Annotated in this window: 16 protein-coding genes; 1 reads left to right on the forward strand and 15 read right to left on the reverse strand. The window is 29.3% G+C overall.

The window, feature by feature from the left end; genetic code table 11:
- Window position 1: 1 nt before the first annotated feature.
- The 11 genes from HCG76_RS14070 to HCG76_RS14120 all read right to left on the reverse strand — a co-directional run bounded on the left by HCG76_RS14070 (window position 2) and on the right by HCG76_RS14120 (window position 11,773).
- Window positions 2–1,384: a V-type ATP synthase subunit B gene (locus tag HCG76_RS14070; protein WP_221701014.1), complete on the reverse strand. Its 1,383-nt coding sequence runs from the start codon at window positions 1,382–1,384 to the stop codon at window positions 2–4.
- A complete protein-coding gene (locus tag HCG76_RS14075; protein ID WP_221701013.1) occupies window positions 1,377–3,152 on the reverse strand; it encodes a V-type ATP synthase subunit A in 1,776 nt (591 codons plus the stop codon). The genes HCG76_RS14070 and HCG76_RS14075 overlap by 8 nt, the downstream gene beginning before the upstream one ends.
- 17 nt (window positions 3,153–3,169) lie before the next feature.
- On the reverse strand, window positions 3,170–3,481 hold the full coding sequence (locus HCG76_RS14080; RefSeq protein ID WP_195988870.1) for a V-type ATP synthase subunit F: 312 nt from the start codon (window positions 3,479–3,481) through the stop codon (window positions 3,170–3,172).
- Window positions 3,474–4,475 carry a V-type ATP synthase subunit C gene (locus HCG76_RS14085; RefSeq protein WP_221701012.1) on the reverse strand — a complete coding sequence of 334 codons (1,002 nt, stop codon included), beginning with the start codon at window positions 4,473–4,475 and terminating at the stop codon, window positions 3,474–3,476. Before HCG76_RS14085 ends, HCG76_RS14080 begins: the two co-directional genes overlap by 8 nt.
- Window positions 4,476–4,486: 11 nt before the next feature.
- Window positions 4,487–5,071 carry a V-type ATP synthase subunit E gene (locus HCG76_RS14090; protein ID WP_221701011.1) on the reverse strand — a complete coding sequence of 195 codons (585 nt, stop codon included), beginning with the start codon at window positions 5,069–5,071 and terminating at the stop codon, window positions 4,487–4,489.
- A 52-nt stretch (window positions 5,072–5,123) separates the two neighbouring features.
- Window positions 5,124–5,606 carry a V-type ATP synthase subunit K gene (locus tag HCG76_RS14095; RefSeq protein WP_042396194.1) on the reverse strand — a complete coding sequence of 161 codons (483 nt, stop codon included), beginning with the start codon at window positions 5,604–5,606 and terminating at the stop codon, window positions 5,124–5,126.
- A 12-nt stretch (window positions 5,607–5,618) separates the two neighbouring features.
- The gene (locus HCG76_RS14100) at window positions 5,619–7,568 is read right to left on the reverse strand and encodes a V-type ATP synthase subunit I (protein ID WP_221701010.1); all 1,950 of its coding nucleotides are present in this window, start codon (window positions 7,566–7,568) and stop codon (window positions 5,619–5,621) included.
- On the reverse strand, window positions 7,555–7,881 hold the full coding sequence (locus tag HCG76_RS14105; protein ID WP_221701009.1) for an ATPase: 327 nt from the start codon (window positions 7,879–7,881) through the stop codon (window positions 7,555–7,557). The genes HCG76_RS14100 and HCG76_RS14105 overlap by 14 nt, the downstream gene beginning before the upstream one ends.
- Window positions 7,882–8,093: 212 nt before the next feature.
- Entirely contained in the window at window positions 8,094–9,770 is a 1,677-nt protein-coding gene (locus tag HCG76_RS14110; RefSeq protein ID WP_221701008.1) for a B12-binding domain-containing radical SAM protein, read from the reverse strand.
- A gap of 25 nt (window positions 9,771–9,795) precedes the next feature.
- Window positions 9,796–10,293, reverse strand: a complete 498-nt coding sequence (locus HCG76_RS14115) for a hypothetical protein (protein ID WP_221701007.1) — start codon at window positions 10,291–10,293, stop codon at window positions 9,796–9,798.
- Window positions 10,294–10,492: 199 nt separating this feature from the next.
- The gene (locus HCG76_RS14120) at window positions 10,493–11,773 is read right to left on the reverse strand and encodes a hypothetical protein (protein WP_221701006.1); all 1,281 of its coding nucleotides are present in this window, start codon (window positions 11,771–11,773) and stop codon (window positions 10,493–10,495) included.
- 297 nt (window positions 11,774–12,070) lie between these two features.
- Here HCG76_RS14120 and spoVB point away from each other — a divergent pair, with 297 nt between their 5' ends.
- Window positions 12,071–13,570, forward strand: a complete 1,500-nt coding sequence (spoVB, locus tag HCG76_RS14125; RefSeq protein WP_221701005.1) for a stage V sporulation protein B — start codon at window positions 12,071–12,073, stop codon at window positions 13,568–13,570.
- 69 nt (window positions 13,571–13,639) lie between these two features.
- On the opposite strand, the gene HCG76_RS14130 is transcribed toward spoVB, so the two are convergent.
- From HCG76_RS14130 to HCG76_RS14145, 4 genes are all read right to left on the reverse strand, one after another.
- A complete protein-coding gene (locus tag HCG76_RS14130; protein WP_221701004.1) occupies window positions 13,640–15,244 on the reverse strand; it encodes a putative polysaccharide biosynthesis protein in 1,605 nt (534 codons plus the stop codon).
- Between the two features lie 20 nt (window positions 15,245–15,264).
- A complete protein-coding gene (locus tag HCG76_RS14135) occupies window positions 15,265–16,233 on the reverse strand; it encodes an RluA family pseudouridine synthase (protein ID WP_221701003.1) in 969 nt (322 codons plus the stop codon).
- 107 nt (window positions 16,234–16,340) lie between these two features.
- Window positions 16,341–17,525 (reverse strand): M20 metallopeptidase family protein, encoded by a 1,185-nt coding sequence (locus HCG76_RS14140; protein ID WP_221701002.1) that lies wholly within the window; start codon window positions 17,523–17,525, stop codon window positions 16,341–16,343.
- A 128-nt stretch (window positions 17,526–17,653) separates the two neighbouring features.
- On the reverse strand, window positions 17,654–18,040 hold the full coding sequence (locus tag HCG76_RS14145) for a hypothetical protein (RefSeq protein WP_221701001.1): 387 nt from the start codon (window positions 18,038–18,040) through the stop codon (window positions 17,654–17,656).
- Between the last annotated feature and the right edge of the window lie 24 nt (window positions 18,041–18,064).

The following is an 18,064-nucleotide window of genomic DNA, read 5'->3' on the forward strand; positions in this document are numbered from 1 at the left end:
TCTACTCTTCATCTCCCTTTGGCATATACTTTTCAAGATATTCATCTCTGATTCTCTTAAGCTCTGTCTTAGGAAGAATCTTAAGTAATTTCCAACCTAAATTTAAAGTTTCTTCAATTGATCTATTTGCTTCAAATCCTTGAGAAACATATTGTTCTTCAAATGCTTCAGCAAATTTAGCAAACTTCTTATCAGTATCTGATAATGCAGATTCACCTAAGATTGCTGATAATTCTTTAGCTTGCTTACCTTGTGCATAAGCTGAGAATAATTGGTTCATTGTATCAGCATGGTCTTCTCTAGTCTTACCTTTACCGATACCCTTATCCTTAAGTCTTGAAAGTGATGGAAGTACATCTATTGGAGGCATAATTCCCTTCTTGTATAATTCTCTTGAAAGGATTATTTGTCCCTCTGTAATATATCCAGTTAAGTCTGGAATTGGATGTGTCTTATCATCTTCAGGCATTGTTAATATTGGAATTTGAGTGATTGAACCACCTCTACCATTAATTCTACCTGCTCTTTCATATAATGTAGAAAGGTCAGTATATAGGTAACCTGGGTAACCTCTTCTACCTGGAACTTCCTTTCTAGCAGCAGAAACTTCTCTTAAAGCTTCAGCATAGTTAGTGATATCTGTCATGATAACAAGAACGTGCATATCTTTTTCGTATGCTAAGAACTCAGCAGCAGTTAATGCCATTCTTGGAGTAGCTATTCTTTCGATAGCTGGGTCAGAAGCAAGGTTCATAAATAATACTGCATTATCTATAGCACCAGTCTTCTTAAATTCATCAACGAAGAATTGAGATTCTTCGAATGTAATACCTATAGCAGCAAATACAACAGCGAAGTTAGCATCTGAATTTAAAACAGTCGCTTGTCTTGCAATTTGTGCAGCTAATTGTGCATGTGGAAGACCTGAACCAGAGAAAACTGGTAACTTTTGTCCTCTAACAAGTGTATTTAATCCATCAATTGCAGATATACCTGTTTGTATAAATTCTGATGGGAAATTTCTTGATACTGGGTTAATTGCTTCCCCATTTATATCTAATTGCTTTTCAGGTATTATTTTTGGACCGTTGTCAATAGGATGACCCATTCCATCAAATACTCTTCCTAGCATATCTTCTGATACACCTAATTGAAGTGGCTTTCCTAAGAATTTAGCTTTAGTTCCTTTTAAGTTAATTCCACTAGAACCTTCAAATAATTGAACCATTGCTTTTGATCCATTAACTTCTAGAACCTTACCTCTTCTTAATTCACCAGTTTGTATCTCAACTTCAACTAGCTCATCGTACTTAACGCCGCTAACTCCTTCAACAACCATTAAAGGACCAACAACTTCTGTTACTGTTCTGTATTCCTTAAGCATTAAGAACCCCTCCTTCGTTGATTAAAGTATCAATGTCAGCTCTTAATTCAGCAGCAATATCATCCATCTTAGATATTTCATCTTCATGGATATATTTACTTCTTGCAATCTTATCTCTTACTTCTAATCCTAAGATCTTATCTAAGTAAACTCCTGCATCTAAAGCTCTTTCTGCTTCTTTTCTGAATAATAATACAAGCTTTAACATTTTGTATTGTTTATCTAATGAAGTATAAGTATCTATTTCATGGAAACCATTTTGTTGTAAATAGTCTTCTCTTATAGACTTAGAAACTTCTAATTTTAATCTATCTTTTTCTGATAATGCATCAATACCAACTAAGCTTACGATTTCTTGTAAACCTGATTCTTCTTGAAGTAAAGTCATTGCTTCTTGTCTTAATGTAGACCAATCTGCAGCAACTGTTTCATTTAAGTAACCATCAACAGTATCAGCATATAATGAATATGAGTTAATCCAGTTTATAGCTGGGAAGTGTCTCTTATATGCAAGTTGAGCATCTAATCCCCAGAAAACTTTAACTATTCTAAGTGTTGATTGAGTAACTGGTTCAGAAAGGTCTCCCCCTGGAGGTGAAACCGCACCGATTGCAGTAACAGCACCTTGTCTTCCATCTTTACCTAAACAAACAACTTTACCAGCTCTTTCATAGTAATCAGAAAGTCTAGATCCTAAGTATGCTGGATAACCTTCGTCTCCTGGCATTTCTTCAAGTCTACCAGACATTTCTCTTAATGCTTCTGCCCATCTTGATGTAGAGTCAGCCATGATTGATACTGAGTATCCCATATCTCTGAAGTATTCAGCGATTGTTATACCTGTATATATACAAGCTTCTCTGGCAGCAACTGGCATGTTTGAAGTATTAGCTATAAGAACTGTTCTCTTCATTAGAGATTCACCAGTTTTAGGGTCTTTTAATTCTGGGAACTCATTAAGAACGTCTGTCATTTCGTTACCACGCTCACCGCATCCAACGTAAACAACTATTTCAGCATCTCCCCATTTTGCAATTTGGTGTTGAACAACTGTCTTACCTGCTCCGAAAGGACCTGGTACTGCAGCAGCTCCACCCTTAGCTACTGGGAAGAAAGTATCTATAACTCTTTGACCTGTAGTCATAGGAGCTTCTGGTTTTAATTTTTGTGCATAAGGTCTACCTTTTCTTGCAGGCCATTTTTGCATCATTTGAACTTCTTTATCACCTTTAGCTGTTTCAACAACACAAACTGTGTCAACAACAGTGAAATCTCCGCTCTTTATTTCTTTAACAGTACCTTCTACTCCGTAAGGAACCATTATTTTATGTAATACAACAGCAGTTTCTTGAACTGTTCCGATTACATCTCCAGCTTCAACTTTATCTCCAACAGCAACTGTAGGATTGAAAGTCCAAACTCTTTCTCTATTTAATGAAGTAACTGAAATACCTTTTGTTAAGAATGGTGATTGAGCTACTTTTTCAAATGCATCTAGTGGTCTTTGTATTCCATCGAACATTGACTCTATAAGTCCTGGTCCAAGTTCAATACTTAAAGGTTCTCCTGTTGTAACAACTGGGTCCCCTGGCCCTATTCCTGTAGTTTCTTCGTAAACTTGGATAGATGCCTTATCGCCTCTCATTTCGATGATTTCTCCGATAAGACCTTTTTCTCCAACCTTAACCATATCTAATATATTTGCTTCGTCCATTCCTTCAGCAACAACTAAAGGACCTGCAACCTTGATTATTCTTCCGGTCTTCAAATCTCTAACCTGCCTTTCTATAAAATATTGACACCAACAGCTTTTTCTACGCTATCGCTAATTCTCTTTGAACCTATATTTAAAGTTCCTTGATTACTTGGAATTAATATTACAGCAGGAAGCATTTGCTTATTGTAACGTTCAATTGTTTCTTCTATTGTTACTGCAACTTGTTCTGTTATGAAGATAACTGCGTATCCATTCATAGCCATTCTATCTACAGCAACTCTAGCTTCATCCGCTTCTACAACTGGAAATACATCTATTCCAATAGCTTTGAATGCTAAAACTGAGTCTTTATCACCAACTACACCGATTTTCTTATACATAAATATCACGCAGCCTTTCTCTGATTACTTCCTCAGCAATATTATTAAGCTTTCCTACCATAATGATTCTTATTATTTTAATTTCTGTTTCCTTAGCGTAAATATATGATAATATTCTTTCTGGTCCAAATGTTACAAGCTTTCCACTTTTCATAAGATCCATAATATAATTATCACTTAATTTTTCTAAAAGATTTGCTGAATTTGTAGCTATGTACCCTTCAACACCTTCTTTTATTAAATCAGAATATACACTTGTGCTTAATTTTGAAATAATATTTTCTGGTGTTTCATTTAATATAGATACTAAAGTATCTTTGCTTATAGATCCACCACTAACTAAAACTTCTGAAGCAAATTCTCTTCCTTTACCTTGCTTTTTAATTCTTAGTAAAGTTCTAATATTCGTAGCATCAATAATCGAATTTACAAGTTTATCTGTAAATTTGTAGTTTAAAGATTTCTTTATTTCTACTAATTCTTTAAACATATATCTATCTACAATAATATCAATATTTTGAGGATCTTTATTTGCTTCAAAATCAGCTATTACTTCTAGAACTGCCTTTTCAACATTTCCTTTTAAATCTCTGAAATTATCTGTATCAATTTTTCTCTTTAAATCACTTAAATCTTCTTTTCCTAAATCTATTAACATATTAGAAAAATCTTTTCCTAAGAATTTTCCTTTTAATAATACCTTTATATTGTGGTATTTATATTTAATACTCATTAGGTCTACGATTTCTTTTACTGGGCATAGTTCATAAACTAATTTATAAACTCTTTTAAGCTCTGTACTTAGAATTTCTTCATAATCACTTGCTCTTTTAACATTACCCATTATATTTGCATACTCAGTTTCCCCAAGTATTTTTAAAACCTCATCAGCAGAATTAGCTTCTAGCATTCTCTCTACTTTGGCCTTATCAAGGAGTCTTGTTTCCAATACCCAAATTCTTGAAAGAGCTTGAGTAAATTGCATTACATCCATACTACCCCTCCTTAATTAAATAACACCTTTGCCACTTCAAACTCTAACTCATCTCTTAATGAGCTTACTAAAGCTTCATAAGTGCTATTTATTTCTATGCCGTTATTTTCTAAGATGAACCCACCTTTAAAGTTTCCAGCTGTTTCACCTAAAATTATTTGTGCATCTACGTTTTTATTTAATTCATCAATGAAAGCTTCATCAACAAATTTTAATCCCTCTTCATTTAAGATTAAAGTTTGCTTACCACTTAAGTTCATTGAAGAAATTGCGTTCTTTACAAAGTTTAAGAAATCTTCTTTAGATAATTTTGTTAACTTATCTATACTTTTTTCAAAAACTTCATCTATAATTTCTTGCTTAGCAGCTAATTTGTTATTTCTAACTTTTAATTTAGCGCTAGAAATTACTCTTTCCTTTTTAGATTTAGCTTCAACTTCAGCTTTTTCTAAAATTTCTTGTGCAATTTCATTTGCACTGCTTACTTTCTTAGAAATAATTTTGTTCTTTTCTTCTTCAGCAGCAGCTAAGATATTTTCCTTTCCAGCTTCTGCATCCTTTAGGATTTTAGAAGTCATATTCTTTACATTTGACATAATTTATATCTCCAATCTTATATTGACGCTAATCTTATATTGCGGTGTAAAATTACATTGCCATACTTACTAGCATGAATGATATAACGAATCCTAATAATGCATAAGTTTCAACCATCGCTGATAAGATGATTCCCTTAGTGTTGTGTTCTGGTCTTTTAGCTAATATTTGAATACCAGAAGCAGCAACTCTACCTTGAGCTATACCTGAGAATAAACCTGCTAAAGCGATTGGTAAACAAGCACCGATTAAGTATAAACCTTGTTCTAAAGACATTCCTGAAGACATCTTAGTGTAAGCAACGAAACCAACAACGAAACCGTATAAACCTTGAGTACCTGGTAATAATTCTAATACTAACGCTTTACCGAACTTTTCTGGTTCTTCTGTAACTAATCCAGAAGCTGCTTCCCCAACTAGTCCAACACCTTTAGCTGAACCTATACCTGATAAACCAACTGCTAATGCAACCCCTAAAGCTGCGAATATTAAACCACCGTTATTTTCCATAAAAAATTGTATCCATGTATTCATTTTAAAATCCTCCTAATTTTCCTTTAAATTCATATATTTTTCTGATGCTTTGAATGGAGTAAATGCTTTTCCTCCACCTTCATAGAATTTTGAGAAATATTCTACGTATTGTAATCTTGCTGTATGAACGTATGCTCCAAGTAAACCTAATAATAAGTTAAATACATGAGCTGCTACGAATACGAAAGGTAATAATATTATTGCTGGACCAGTTAAAGACTTCATTAATAAGTTTAATGCTCCTGCAATACATCCACCTGATAATCCTAATGCCATAAGTCTTGTATATGAAACTAAGTCACCAATATAACTTGTTATTCCATATAAAGCATATAACCCTTGCCCTATTTGAGCTCCCTTTGTCTTTTCTTCTCTACCACCTGTTAATACTATTACAAGCATACCAAATATCATAGCTGCTATTGCAATATACTTAACTACTGATGGCCATCCTAACATTATACAACCAGCTAATACACCAATTGATATTAATGTTATTAACCATGAACCAACATCATAAAATGCATCTTTAGGTTTCCCTGATTTTATAAGTGTATATGCTTTTATACATAAACCAAAGAATATTTGAATAACCCCAAATACTATTGATGCAACTAGAAGAGTATTAACATCTTCTGTTGGATTTATAAGTCCTGGTATCTTAACTGCATCACCAAAGAATGATCCGTAAATCAATCCTATAACGATTGTTGGTATACTTAAGAATAAGAAGAATCTAGCAAAGTCTTCATTTTTCTTATTTAATTTTAAGAATTTCATTGCACAGAATGCACCAATTAACATTACTAATCCATATCCAACGTCAGCAACCATCATACCAAAGAATATTAAGTAGAATGGTACTAATAATGGTGTAGGATCCACTTCGTTATATTTTGGCAAACTATACATTTCAGTAACAGATTCAAATGTTTTGTTAAGTATTCCATTTTTTAACTTTACTGGAACTGCCTCAACTTCATCCTCTTTTACTTCTTCAAATGATATATAATAATCATCATTTAATACTTTTTTACATATTTTTTGTAATTCTTCGTTTTTCTCTACTTCACACCATCCTTGAATTGCAACAGTATTAGTAGTTCTTAAGAAGTTATTTGAAGCTTTATATCTTAAAACTGCGTTTGTAAGATAATCATAAACCAACTTCATTTTTTTGTAGTCTTCTTCAAAAGAGGCTACTTCTTCTTTAACAAAGAAAATTTTTGATTTTAATTCTTCAATTTCATGAGCATGATTTGTTATTACCACTTGTGGTATTTCGTTATACTCAGACTTAAATGAACTGAATCCAAATCCCCTTAAAAGGTTTAGTACTTCGTCATGTCTTTCTTTTAAAGCCACAACTACAACATTTATGTCATTATTACCTCTAGAGATAATTTCAACATATTCGGTATCTAAACTTTCAGTAAGCTGTTCTTCATATTGCTTTGAAATACTACCTACAAAAGTTGATACCTTATCTAGCTCATTTAGAGCTTCAAAAGAAATATCTAAGGCCTGCCATGGAGTTAAAACTTCAATTTCACCTTCTAGCTTAGTAATCTTACTTTCTATGCTATGAAGCTCATCTTCCTTTTCCTTAACTTTAGCATAAATTTCATTCCAGTTAATACTCTTAACTGCTTTTTCTAATTCATCAATAGTTAAGTTTTCCTTGTCATCCTCTAATGCTTTTAATCCTGACTTTTTAGGCATATAGCTAGTTAAAAAGTCTAGAGTCATTTTAGCCTTTGATAAATCTTCTTCATACTTTGCTATATTTGAATCTATAGAATCCTTTGAAAGAGATTGTAACTCCTCATTAGCTTCTAATATATTTTCATCTTGTAGATTTATAAACTCTACATTAGAAAAACCTTGAAGCCTACGAAGAAGTTCTTCTTTCTTTGATTCAAAGGTTAGCAAAGTGAATTTGTTCATCTTAACTATTGCCATGAATCTTCACTATCCTCTCAACAACTATATTAATAGCATTATCTTTTACTTCTTGAGACATATTACGTATAGCTTCTATGTCCTTTTCACCCATCTTTAAGATAGGTTCTGAATTGCTATTTCCTTCTTCTAAAGCTGCATTTAATAAATCATTAGCTTTTATTTTAGCATTGTTTATTATTTGGTCATATTCAACCTCTGCTTCTTTAGTCGCATTGCTAACAATTTCTTTTGCATTTTGTTTAGCTTCAGTAATTATTGCTTCTGCTTTTTTCTCAGCTTCTTTTATCTCATTAATTGCCTCTAATGCCAAAGTCTCACCACCTTTACTATATACAACTTGGATAATATAAATATTAATACTTTATATAGTATTAATTACTTTTTATCTCTTTTATAATTATACACTGTTTTTACAATTTTTCAACTTTTTTTTATTAACATTCCCTAAACAACATTTTAACTTTATAATAATTATCTATTTTATAAAACTTTACCTCCTTTTTAGGAAATATTTTCATATTGTTAAATACCTTGTACTTTACTAGTTATATCCTCCATATCTCCATCATAGGAACATAAGAAATATACTTTTTCCTTATTTACATAATTATCTTTTACAAAATCATTTATATTTATAATAAAACTTTCAATATAATGTTCCCTAAATGAATATTCATCTCTCAGAAGATCCTTTATTTTACTCTCTTGACATTTTTCCAACCCTTTTCCTAAAAATTCCGGCATACCTCTTCTTTTATTGAACATTAAATAATCATATTTTATTATGTCACGTAATACTTCACTATCTAACTTTGTTATATCCATATTAAAATCTAAAAATACTTTATAATATTCACTATTACCTATATTTCTATCAAAATATCCTTTTTTATCAAAGTAGTTTCCTAGTTCTAAATAAAAATCATAAGGTGTATCAAAACTATTAATTAAGAATTTTATTATATTATTAAATTTTTGAGAATTATAATATTTATCAACCATACTTTCTACTTTTTTTAATAATAAAAGTTCATCGTAAGACACATCTTTTGTTTGTAATATTTCATATGGTGGATATGGTGAATACTTCATTCCATATTCCTCAGCTTCCTCTCTCATAGATGATCCTCTAAGTAACTTTAAAAATCCCAACTGTATCTCTTCTGGTCCTATACTATAAACATCATTAAAGGACTTTTTAAATGACGTTATATCTTCTCCTGGTAAACCTGCAATTAAATCAAGATGTTGTTTAATATTTTTAATTTCAAGTAATTCAACTACTTTTTCTTTTATATCACTAAAATTCACAAATCTATTAATTCTATTTAATACATCATCATTAGTTGTTTGAACTCCTACTTCAAACTGGAATCTATCCTTTGGAGCCTTTCTTAATAATTCTAATTCTTGTGGTTTTAATATATCTGCCGATATCTCAAAATGGAATTGCGTATTAGTTTCAGCATTAATTAAAAATTCCCATATAGCCATAGAGAATTTAAAATTACAATTAAATGTTCTATCAACAAACTTAACTAATCTAACCTTTTTATCTATAAAGTATTGTAATTCTTTCTTTACTCTCTCTACATTTAGAAATCTTACTCCATGTGTAGTAGATGAAAGGCAATATTTACAGTTAAAAGGACATCCTCTAGACGCTTCATAATATACTATTTTATTATCTAAATTTTCATCCTCTTTATATGGAAACACTATCTCTTCCATATTCATTAACGGTCTATTTCCATTACTTATAACTTCACCATTTTCTTTAAAATATAATCCTCTTATATCTCTGACATCTCTACTTCCTAGTAAGTACTCAATAAACTCTCTATAAGTTTTTTCCCCTTCTCCTTGAATTACATAATCTCCTGGAAGTTCCTTTAATATATTTAAACTATCATAAGACACCTCTGGACCACCATAAACAATTTTTATATTTTCATCTACTAATTTTATTAAATTTGATAATCTCTTTACTACTTCTATATTCCAAATATATGTTGAAAAAGCTATTACATCAGCTTTTTCCTTTATTATTTCCTCTAATATTTTTTCATCTCTATCATTTATAGAAAATTCTCTTATTTTACATTCGTAATCCATATCCTCCGTAAATGCCTTTAAATACCTAACTGCTAAATTGCTATGAACAAACTTTGAGTTTATAGCTGTTAATAATACCTTCATCCTTTTCTTCCTTTCCTTGGTTTAACTATTTTATTTTTTCCCCTTTTATAAAGAAAATGTCTTCCCAAACTTTTTCTTCTTTTATTGTATATATATCACTCAACAACCTTTTTGTATCATCTATATTTGATTTAGAAATAGGGTTTAAATTTTTAAACTCAAATTCCTTTGTTTTTCCTGATGGCAAAACTGCCATAACCTTATTATTAAACACCTCACCAATTTCCTTATTTATATCCCATATATATATTTCTCCGCCAACCTTAACTAATTTACTAGCTTCTTTAATCAAATTAATTTTATTAGCTTCTCTCCACATACTACTTAAATAAAAGAATACTGTACAAGTATCATATCCCCCATAAGTATTTTTTTCATCAATAGACCCTTCTAATAAATCAACAGAAACCTCATCTATAGCATCCTTGGAAATATTATATATTACTCCATAGCTTTCCCCTACATCTAATACATCTCCTGTTAACTTTATGTCACTTAAATTTAATATAATTGTTTTTCCCATAAATACCACTCCCCATTTTTACTATTAATAAATTTTACTATTATATTTATATAATTATGTAAATTATTTTTATAAATTCATATTTTTTATTATGTATTTAGGTTTTGTAGTATTTTCTTCTTCCACATGTATATTACATCATTTTTATATGTTAATGCAAAAAAATATTTTGAGATTACTCCCAAAATATTTTTCACTCTTATTTAACTTTCTTTTTTTGTTTACTCTTATATATTAAAGCTAATATTATTGATATTACAAAGACTATAATGAATATCCAAATTACATTTGGTAGATTAAATATATTTTTATTCAACGCTCCTCCTATTTTATATAAACATCCACCCTTACTATCTAATATATATATATTTGAATTATTATATTTTATTTTCTCTACATGACTTTCCTTATCTAATGCAACTATAGCTCTAGATGTATTATTTTCTGTTAAAACATATATATAATTATCTATATTATCTGCAAATATTACTGTATCTTTAGGAAAACACTTTCCTTCGTAATCAATAGTTAATCCACTTAGTGATGATACTTTATCATGTTGATATCTAGGTCCTAATGTAACTTCTGTTGGATGATTATTTATAACATACGAAAGTTTATTGCTTCCATCAGAAAATCTTGGTGATATAATTGGATCTCCTCCGCTAAAATCTGGCCATCCATACCAAGATTTTTCTTTTATATCATATATATAATCCACATCATCCTTAACCGGTCTAACTCCACAATCCTCCATTCCACCAATTATAGCAGTTAACTTTCCTAGACTATCGATAGCTAAACCTTCAACATTTCTAATACCTGTAGCATAAGTTACAAATTCTTTACTATTTAAATCATATCTCAAAATACTTGCATTGCTTATAATATTCTCTTTAATTTTTTGCCCTTCCTCACACTTTGTTCCAAAAGGAAGAAACCCATAATTATTGTTATATCCTATACCTGTTGCTTCCCATTCAAAGGATGCCATATCTTCATTTTTATTATTTTCATCAACAACTCCAGAGTTAGTATTAGACCCTATACTTATATATAAATATTCATTATTTAAAATAATATTTGTTTTGTAATTTAATCCATTGTTAGGCAGATTATTAATTAATTCTATATAATTTTTCTTATTTGTATCATATAGTAATACTCTATTGTCACTTGCTATTATAATATCATTATTATAACATGCTATATCATATATATTTAACTCTTCATCATATAGTAAAATATCTTCTTTATTATCCTTATTTACTATTTTTATAGTATCTTTAAATGCTATGTATAAATTATTTTCTTTATCAAAATCAAAAGAGACTGCTCCTTCTAAAGCCTTTGTATTTATTGACCAATCTACATTTTTATAAATTAGATTCAAGTCATACCTATTACTAATTTTATAAATTCCAAATGATAAAGTTACAATAACTATTGAAAAAACTAAAAATTTTAAAAACCTCTTCATTAACTCTCCCCTCCTTTATATTTTTATTTATATTTTCTACATAATAAAATATTACTTAATATTTAAATAATAGATAGTTGTATCATATTATCTTATTTTACCGAATAAGTATTAATGTACTTAGCTCTTAACTTTTACTAAACATATATTGTAATTATTTTTTAAAATTTCAAATACTAATATCTTAAATAGATATATACTTTATAAAACTGCAGTACTATTTTTATTTATATTTTGACTTTATAGAGCTATTTTTTACTGTAGACTTATAAACTTTACTTAAGGAGGCAAATTATTTTGGGACAAGATAATTTTTTTAAAAACTCATTTTTCCTTACAGCATCAAATATCGCAACTGGAATTTTAGGCTTTATTTTTTCAATTTACTTAGCAGATATTGCAGGCCCTGAAGGTGTAGCTCTTTATGGCTTAGTAATGCCAATATATAATCTTTTTATTTGTTTAATGACAGCTGGAATAATTGCTGCTATCTCTCAACGTGCTGCTATATATGAATCAAAAGGTGAATATAACAATTTATTTAAAACTATTCGTTCTGTCGCTTTTTTTAATATAATTTGGGCAATAGCTATAGGCCTGATAGTCTTTTTTCTAGCTCCATACATAAGTCAATATGGAATTAAAGATCCAAGAACTATAAATGCCATAAAGGTAACTTGTCCAGCAATGGTTTTTATAGCACTTTCTAATATTTTAAAAGGATTTTTTTATGGTTCTTCTAAAATAAAAATTCCTGCAGTTATAGATATTTCTGAAAAAGCCATGAGAATAATAACAATAACCTTGTTAATATGGATTTTTCATGCAAAAACTTTATCATCAATTGTAACTTTAGCATATGTTTCATTAGCTTTAGGAGAGCTTCAAAGCTTACTTTTACTTTATGGATACTATAGATATACAGTAAACCGTATACCCCCTAGCTATGAAAAACCTGAAAGTAAAGCTCAACTTCTATTTAATGTATTAATAATTTCATTACCACTTTGCTTAAATGGATTTCTTGGAAATGCATTTTCTACAATTTCAACTTTAATTGTACCTAGACAACTTGTAGCTTCAGGCTTAGATTATAGCTCTGCACTAAATCTAATTGGAAGATTTAATGGTATGGCATTAACCATAGTTACATTTCCTCTTATAGTTGTAAACTCGATAAATACATTGTTAGTTCCAGACTTATCTCAAAGTATAAGTAATTCGGATTATTACAATGCTTCCGTTAGAATTAAAACTGTATTAAAAATTGCTTTTTTATTGGGAATGGCTACAACAGTTATATGTCAACTTATTCCAGACTCTCTAGGGCAGATGTTCTATAAAAGAGATGATTTAGGGTTGTATATTAGACTTGCTTCTTTATCGGCACCTATTTTCTTTGTAGCGAATACTATGTTTGGTATTTTAAATGGGCTCAATAGACAAAGTATTATTTTGAGAAACTCTATAATTATTTCTATTACTGAAATAGTATGTCTTTATATTTTTACAGCTATTCCTAGTATAAATATTTTTTCTTACGTTATAACTATATTTGTTACTTCAACTTTAGGATTAATAATAAATTTACATGAAGTAAACAAACATATTGAATTAAATTTATCTTTATTTAATATAATTATTTTCATACTTACAGGAATACTAGTTTATTTGATGCTTAATTTATTTACTAATAGACTATTAGATGGATTATTTATAAGTAAAAACATAATAGTAATAGTTTTAACATTTGGTATTTTTGCTTATCTCAGCAGATTTGGACTTGAAGAAGACTAAATAAAATTTATTTTTAACAAAAAAGATTCATTATCTTGTTATAGACAATGAATCTTTTATAATTTTATTCTACATATTTTTTCTTAAAAATCTTGGTAATAAAGTAAATAATCTTGGTGAAATCATATCTAAATCCTTCTTCTTTATTCCACCTAGTAAAATCATAGTAATAAAGTATACAGCACCACCGACAGCTATTAATATCAATGCAACTAAGCTAGTTAAAAGTCTTCCACCTTCAAGTATATTCATTATTCTATTAATAGGAATTTTACATAAATAAATACTTAAAGCCATAACACAAGATGCCATGAAAGGAATAATTCCTAATTTAATTATAGGAATTCTCATTTTAAATATTCTTCTTAATCTAATATGATTTATTATAACAGGAACAAGAAAGGCAAAGAAACTTGCAAAAACTGCCCCTAATATATTAATATCTTTCATTCCAACTAATATATAATTAATAACAAATTTTATTATAATACTTAAGAAAGCTGTACTTAACACTAAATATAATTTATTTATCCCTTGAAGAATTGTATTTTGAATAGCAGAAAGTGACATTAAAATTAATACAATCGAACCATACATTAATAATTGATATCCTTCTGTACTTCCATAAATCATTATATATACTTCTTTACTTAGCATAGATAATCCAACTGCTGCTGGAATTGTAATTAAATATGTTAATCTAAAGCTATATGCCATTTGTGATTTTAACTCTTTTTTCTTTTTCATTGTAAAAGCTTGAATTATTTTTGGAAAAACAGCTGCACTTAAAGCTGTAACAACTGATAATGGAACATATAATAAGGTATTATAACATCCTAAAATTCCAAATAACTCTTCTGCTTTATTATCAGCAAATCCTGCAAAAAGAAGTCTTCCCTTTACATTAATAGTATCTATCATTCCACTAGAATTCTGTAAAGCTGCAACTAATATAATAGGAACTCCATACTTAATAAGCTTTTTTAAAATCTTTCTATCACTAATATGCTTTTCGGCTTTATTTTCCTCTTCTGCCTTTTCTGCAAATCTTTTTCTATCATAAACTACAAGTATAAATATAAGTGCTACAATTGCACCTATAGTAGTACCAACCGTTCCCCCTGCACTTCCCCATTCAACACTTATATTGATAAAAATAAATGCAAAAATCAAACTTAATACTACATTTACAATTTGCTCTACAACTTGTGATATGGCTAGAGTTTTCATTTCCTCAACACCTTGAAGATATCCTCTATATGTAGCTAATATACAACTAAAAAATACTGTTGGAGCTAAAAACATTAATGATAACGTTACATTTTCCCATTGAGTTAATTTTGCAATAGGCTCTATAAGTACTATAAACCCAATTGTAATTACAGCTCCAATTATAGCTAGATACCTTCTTGCCAATTTCATAGCCCTTAATGCATCTTCTTCATGTCCCAATGCCCTTAATTCAGATACAACTTTTGCAACAGCTGGCTGAGCACCTAAGCTTGTAATAGCTAATATAAACACAAAATAACTATAACTTGCATTATATATTCCTATTCCCTGTTTACCAATTATAGCTCTTAATAATGGTATATATGCAGCTGAAAGTATTTTTACTAATATCCCAGCTACAGATAAGATAAGAAAACTACGCCCCACTGACTTCTCTTCCATAACATTCCCCTTTATACGTTCTATATACTAAATTTAAATACATCCTTTTTTATCTTTTTAAACATTGGTGGGAACGCTTCTGCAATAGTCTTATTTTTTAAATATTCTAACTTCCCATCTGCTCCTTTAAATATAAGTTTATATGCATAAAGGAACTGATAATTCAATCCAAATTTATTATCAAAGAATGAATTTAACTTTCTATCCCCATACTTAAAATCTCCTATTATAGGATTTCCTAAATGAGTTAAATGAGCTCTAATTTGATGACTTCTTCCTGTAATAAGATCAATTTCAAGTAATGAGTACGCCCCATTAGTTTGAACTGTCTTTACTTCCATAGCAATTTCTTTTGTATTAGGTCTTTTCTCATCAAAAACTTTTGATATATTTTCATTTTCATTTTTAGAAATATATCCTTTATATATTCCATCTCTTATTTTTCCCTTAACTAGAGCATTATAATACTTCTTTACATTACCTTCTCTTATCATTTCATTCATTGTTCTTAATGCTTCAAAATTCTTTCCAAATATAACAACACCAGAAGTATTTCTATCTAATCTATTACATGGTGCTGGAGTGAATGTCTTTTCCTTTTCTGGTAGGTAATCACCTTTCCCATGTAAATATGATAATACGTAATCTGTAAGTGAAGGCTCTGCACCTTTTTGATCTGGATGAACTAAAACACCAGGCCACTTTTCAACTATTAATATATTCTCATCTTCATATGTAACCATAAGACCACTATAGTTTACTTTTATAAACGAATCTTCTTTTTTCTCTTGTTTACTTTGAAGATATCTTATTTCGATAACATCTCCTAATTCTAAAGAGTAATTTTCTTTCTTTTTAACTCCATTTACTCTTATGTCACCCTTTCTTAATGCTTTAAAAATAGCACTTAAGGGTACATCCTTTAAATATTTTCTCAAAAACTTATCTAGTCTTTGCCCTGCCTCATTTGTTCCTATTTCAATTTTCAAAAAATCAACTCCTATATTATGTATATGAAACAACTCTTCTTTAAGTCAGAGTTGTAAATTCATCATCCTTCGACAATTTCCCATTATATTAGATTAATATTATTTTTTTAAGTTGTCAAATAATTTATAGCAACTTCACATTGAATTGCTACTCCAATAGGTAATGCATCTTCGTCTATATCAAATAAACTATTATGTGCTGAATGTATTATTCCTTTTTCCTCATTTCTAATTCCTAGAAAATAAAATACTGATGGCACTTCATTTGCAAAATACGCAAAACTTTCTACTCCTAACTTAGGATTTTTTTGCACTTTAACATTTTCAGAACCTATAATATTTTTTGCAGAAGCCTCTAGTATTTCAACCATATTATCATCATTATATAAACAAGGATATGATTCTTCTATCTCAATTTCTGCACTTCCTCTGAAAGTTGTACAAATTCCATTTACAATTTCTTTTAATCTTCTCTTAGCAAACTCTCTATCTTCATTTGTCATAGTTCTTATTATTCCACCTAGCTTTACCTCACTAGGAATTATATTTTGTGCTGTTCCACCATGTATACTACCAATTGTAACAACTGCAGGATTTACAGGTTTTATTTCTCTGCTAACAATACTTTGTAATGACGTAACAACATGACTTGCAATAACTATTGGGTCAACTGCTGTATCTGGATAAGCTCCATGTCCACCTGATCCCTTTATTGTAATAGTAAATGGATTAGAGGCTGCATTTACTGTACCTCTTTTAACCATTATCATTCCTGCATCTAATACTTCTTCAACATGCAAACCACACATAACATCAACAGCAGGATCTTTTAAAACACCTTCTGATATCATAACTTTTGCTCCTCCAGTAGTTTCTTCTGCAGGCTCAAATATTAATTTTACAGTTCCATTAAATTTATCTTTATTTTTATTTAATAGCTTTGCTGCACCTAATAAAATAGTTGTATGTCCATCATGTCCACAAGCATGCATTTTTCCATTAATCTTTGACGCATAGCTACAACTTTTTTTATCTTGCATTGGTAATCCGTCTATATCAGCTCTTAATCCGATTACCTTATTATTAATACCTTCTTTAGTTCCTTTAATTATTCCACATACTCCCGTACCTGCAAACTCTTTAAACTCTATTCCTTCTTTAGTTAAAAATTCTTTTATAAATTTAGATGTATTAGTTTCTTCAAATCCTAATTCTGGATATTGATGCAGAGTTCTTCTTACTTCTATTAATTCTTCCTTAATATTATTTGCTTCTATATTAAAATTCTTCATAATTATAAAAACTTCTCCCAAAAAAATTTACAGGCTTATACTAAAAAATATAAGCCTTCTAGATTAATTATATAGTATGAACCCTGTTTATTCAAATACTTTGATATTCCTTCTAGCTTTTTCTGAATTTATCTTAGCATTTTTTCTAATTCATAAAGTCTAAACCTCTCTGGTTGTTGGAATTCTGCACCTGAAGACCTTTTTTCTATTAATTTCTTATATTCTTCAAATTGTGCATCTCCAAGTTTTTTTCTTATTACATTTAATTCACACTCCTGAATATATTCTCGCTCTTCTTGAGACAAAACTATATATTTATTTAACTTGGATATTATCTCATTTAAATTTTCTTTTTCTTCAGAAGTAATTAAATCATTATTTTTTTCAATAAATGCTTCTATCTTTTTTCCCTCTTCAGGTGAATAAGCTAATACTAATTTATTAAAACAACTTAATCCTAAAGTAATAATAGTTGTAAATAAAACTAGCTTCATATATTTTTTATATTTTTTCATAACAAAGCCACCTTTTTTGTATAT

The organism is Clostridium sp. K13, from assembly GCF_019734195.1.
GTDB lineage: Bacteria > Bacillota > Clostridia > Clostridiales > Clostridiaceae > Clostridium.

Bases quoted from the DNA above. Each gene is read 5' to 3' on its own strand.
- HCG76_RS14145 (WP_221701001.1), bottom strand. From the start codon at position 18,040: ATGAAAAAATATAAAAAATATATGAAGCTAGTTTTATTTACAACTATT.
- HCG76_RS14100 (WP_221701010.1), bottom strand. From the start codon at position 7,568: ATGGCAATAGTTAAGATGAACAAATTCACTTTGCTAACCTTTGAATCA.
- HCG76_RS14140 (WP_221701002.1), bottom strand. From the start codon at position 17,525: ATGAAGAATTTTAATATAGAAGCAAATAATATTAAGGAAGAATTAATA.
- HCG76_RS14095 (WP_042396194.1), bottom strand. From the start codon at position 5,606: ATGAATACATGGATACAATTTTTTATGGAAAATAACGGTGGTTTAATA.
- HCG76_RS14120 (WP_221701006.1), bottom strand. From the start codon at position 11,773: ATGAAGAGGTTTTTAAAATTTTTAGTTTTTTCAATAGTTATTGTAACT.
- HCG76_RS14130 (WP_221701004.1), bottom strand. From the start codon at position 15,244: ATGGAAGAGAAGTCAGTGGGGCGTAGTTTTCTTATCTTATCTGTAGCT.
- HCG76_RS14080 (WP_195988870.1), bottom strand. From the start codon at position 3,481: ATGTATAAGAAAATCGGTGTAGTTGGTGATAAAGACTCAGTTTTAGCA.
- HCG76_RS14070 (WP_221701014.1), bottom strand. From the start codon at position 1,384: ATGCTTAAGGAATACAGAACAGTAACAGAAGTTGTTGGTCCTTTAATG.
- HCG76_RS14085 (WP_221701012.1), bottom strand. From the start codon at position 4,475: ATGGATGTAATGCAATTTACTCAAGCTCTTTCAAGAATTTGGGTATTG.
- HCG76_RS14110 (WP_221701008.1), bottom strand. From the start codon at position 9,770: ATGAAGGTATTATTAACAGCTATAAACTCAAAGTTTGTTCATAGCAAT.
- HCG76_RS14090 (WP_221701011.1), bottom strand. From the start codon at position 5,071: ATGTCAAATGTAAAGAATATGACTTCTAAAATCCTAAAGGATGCAGAA.
- HCG76_RS14115 (WP_221701007.1), bottom strand. From the start codon at position 10,293: ATGGGAAAAACAATTATATTAAATTTAAGTGACATAAAGTTAACAGGA.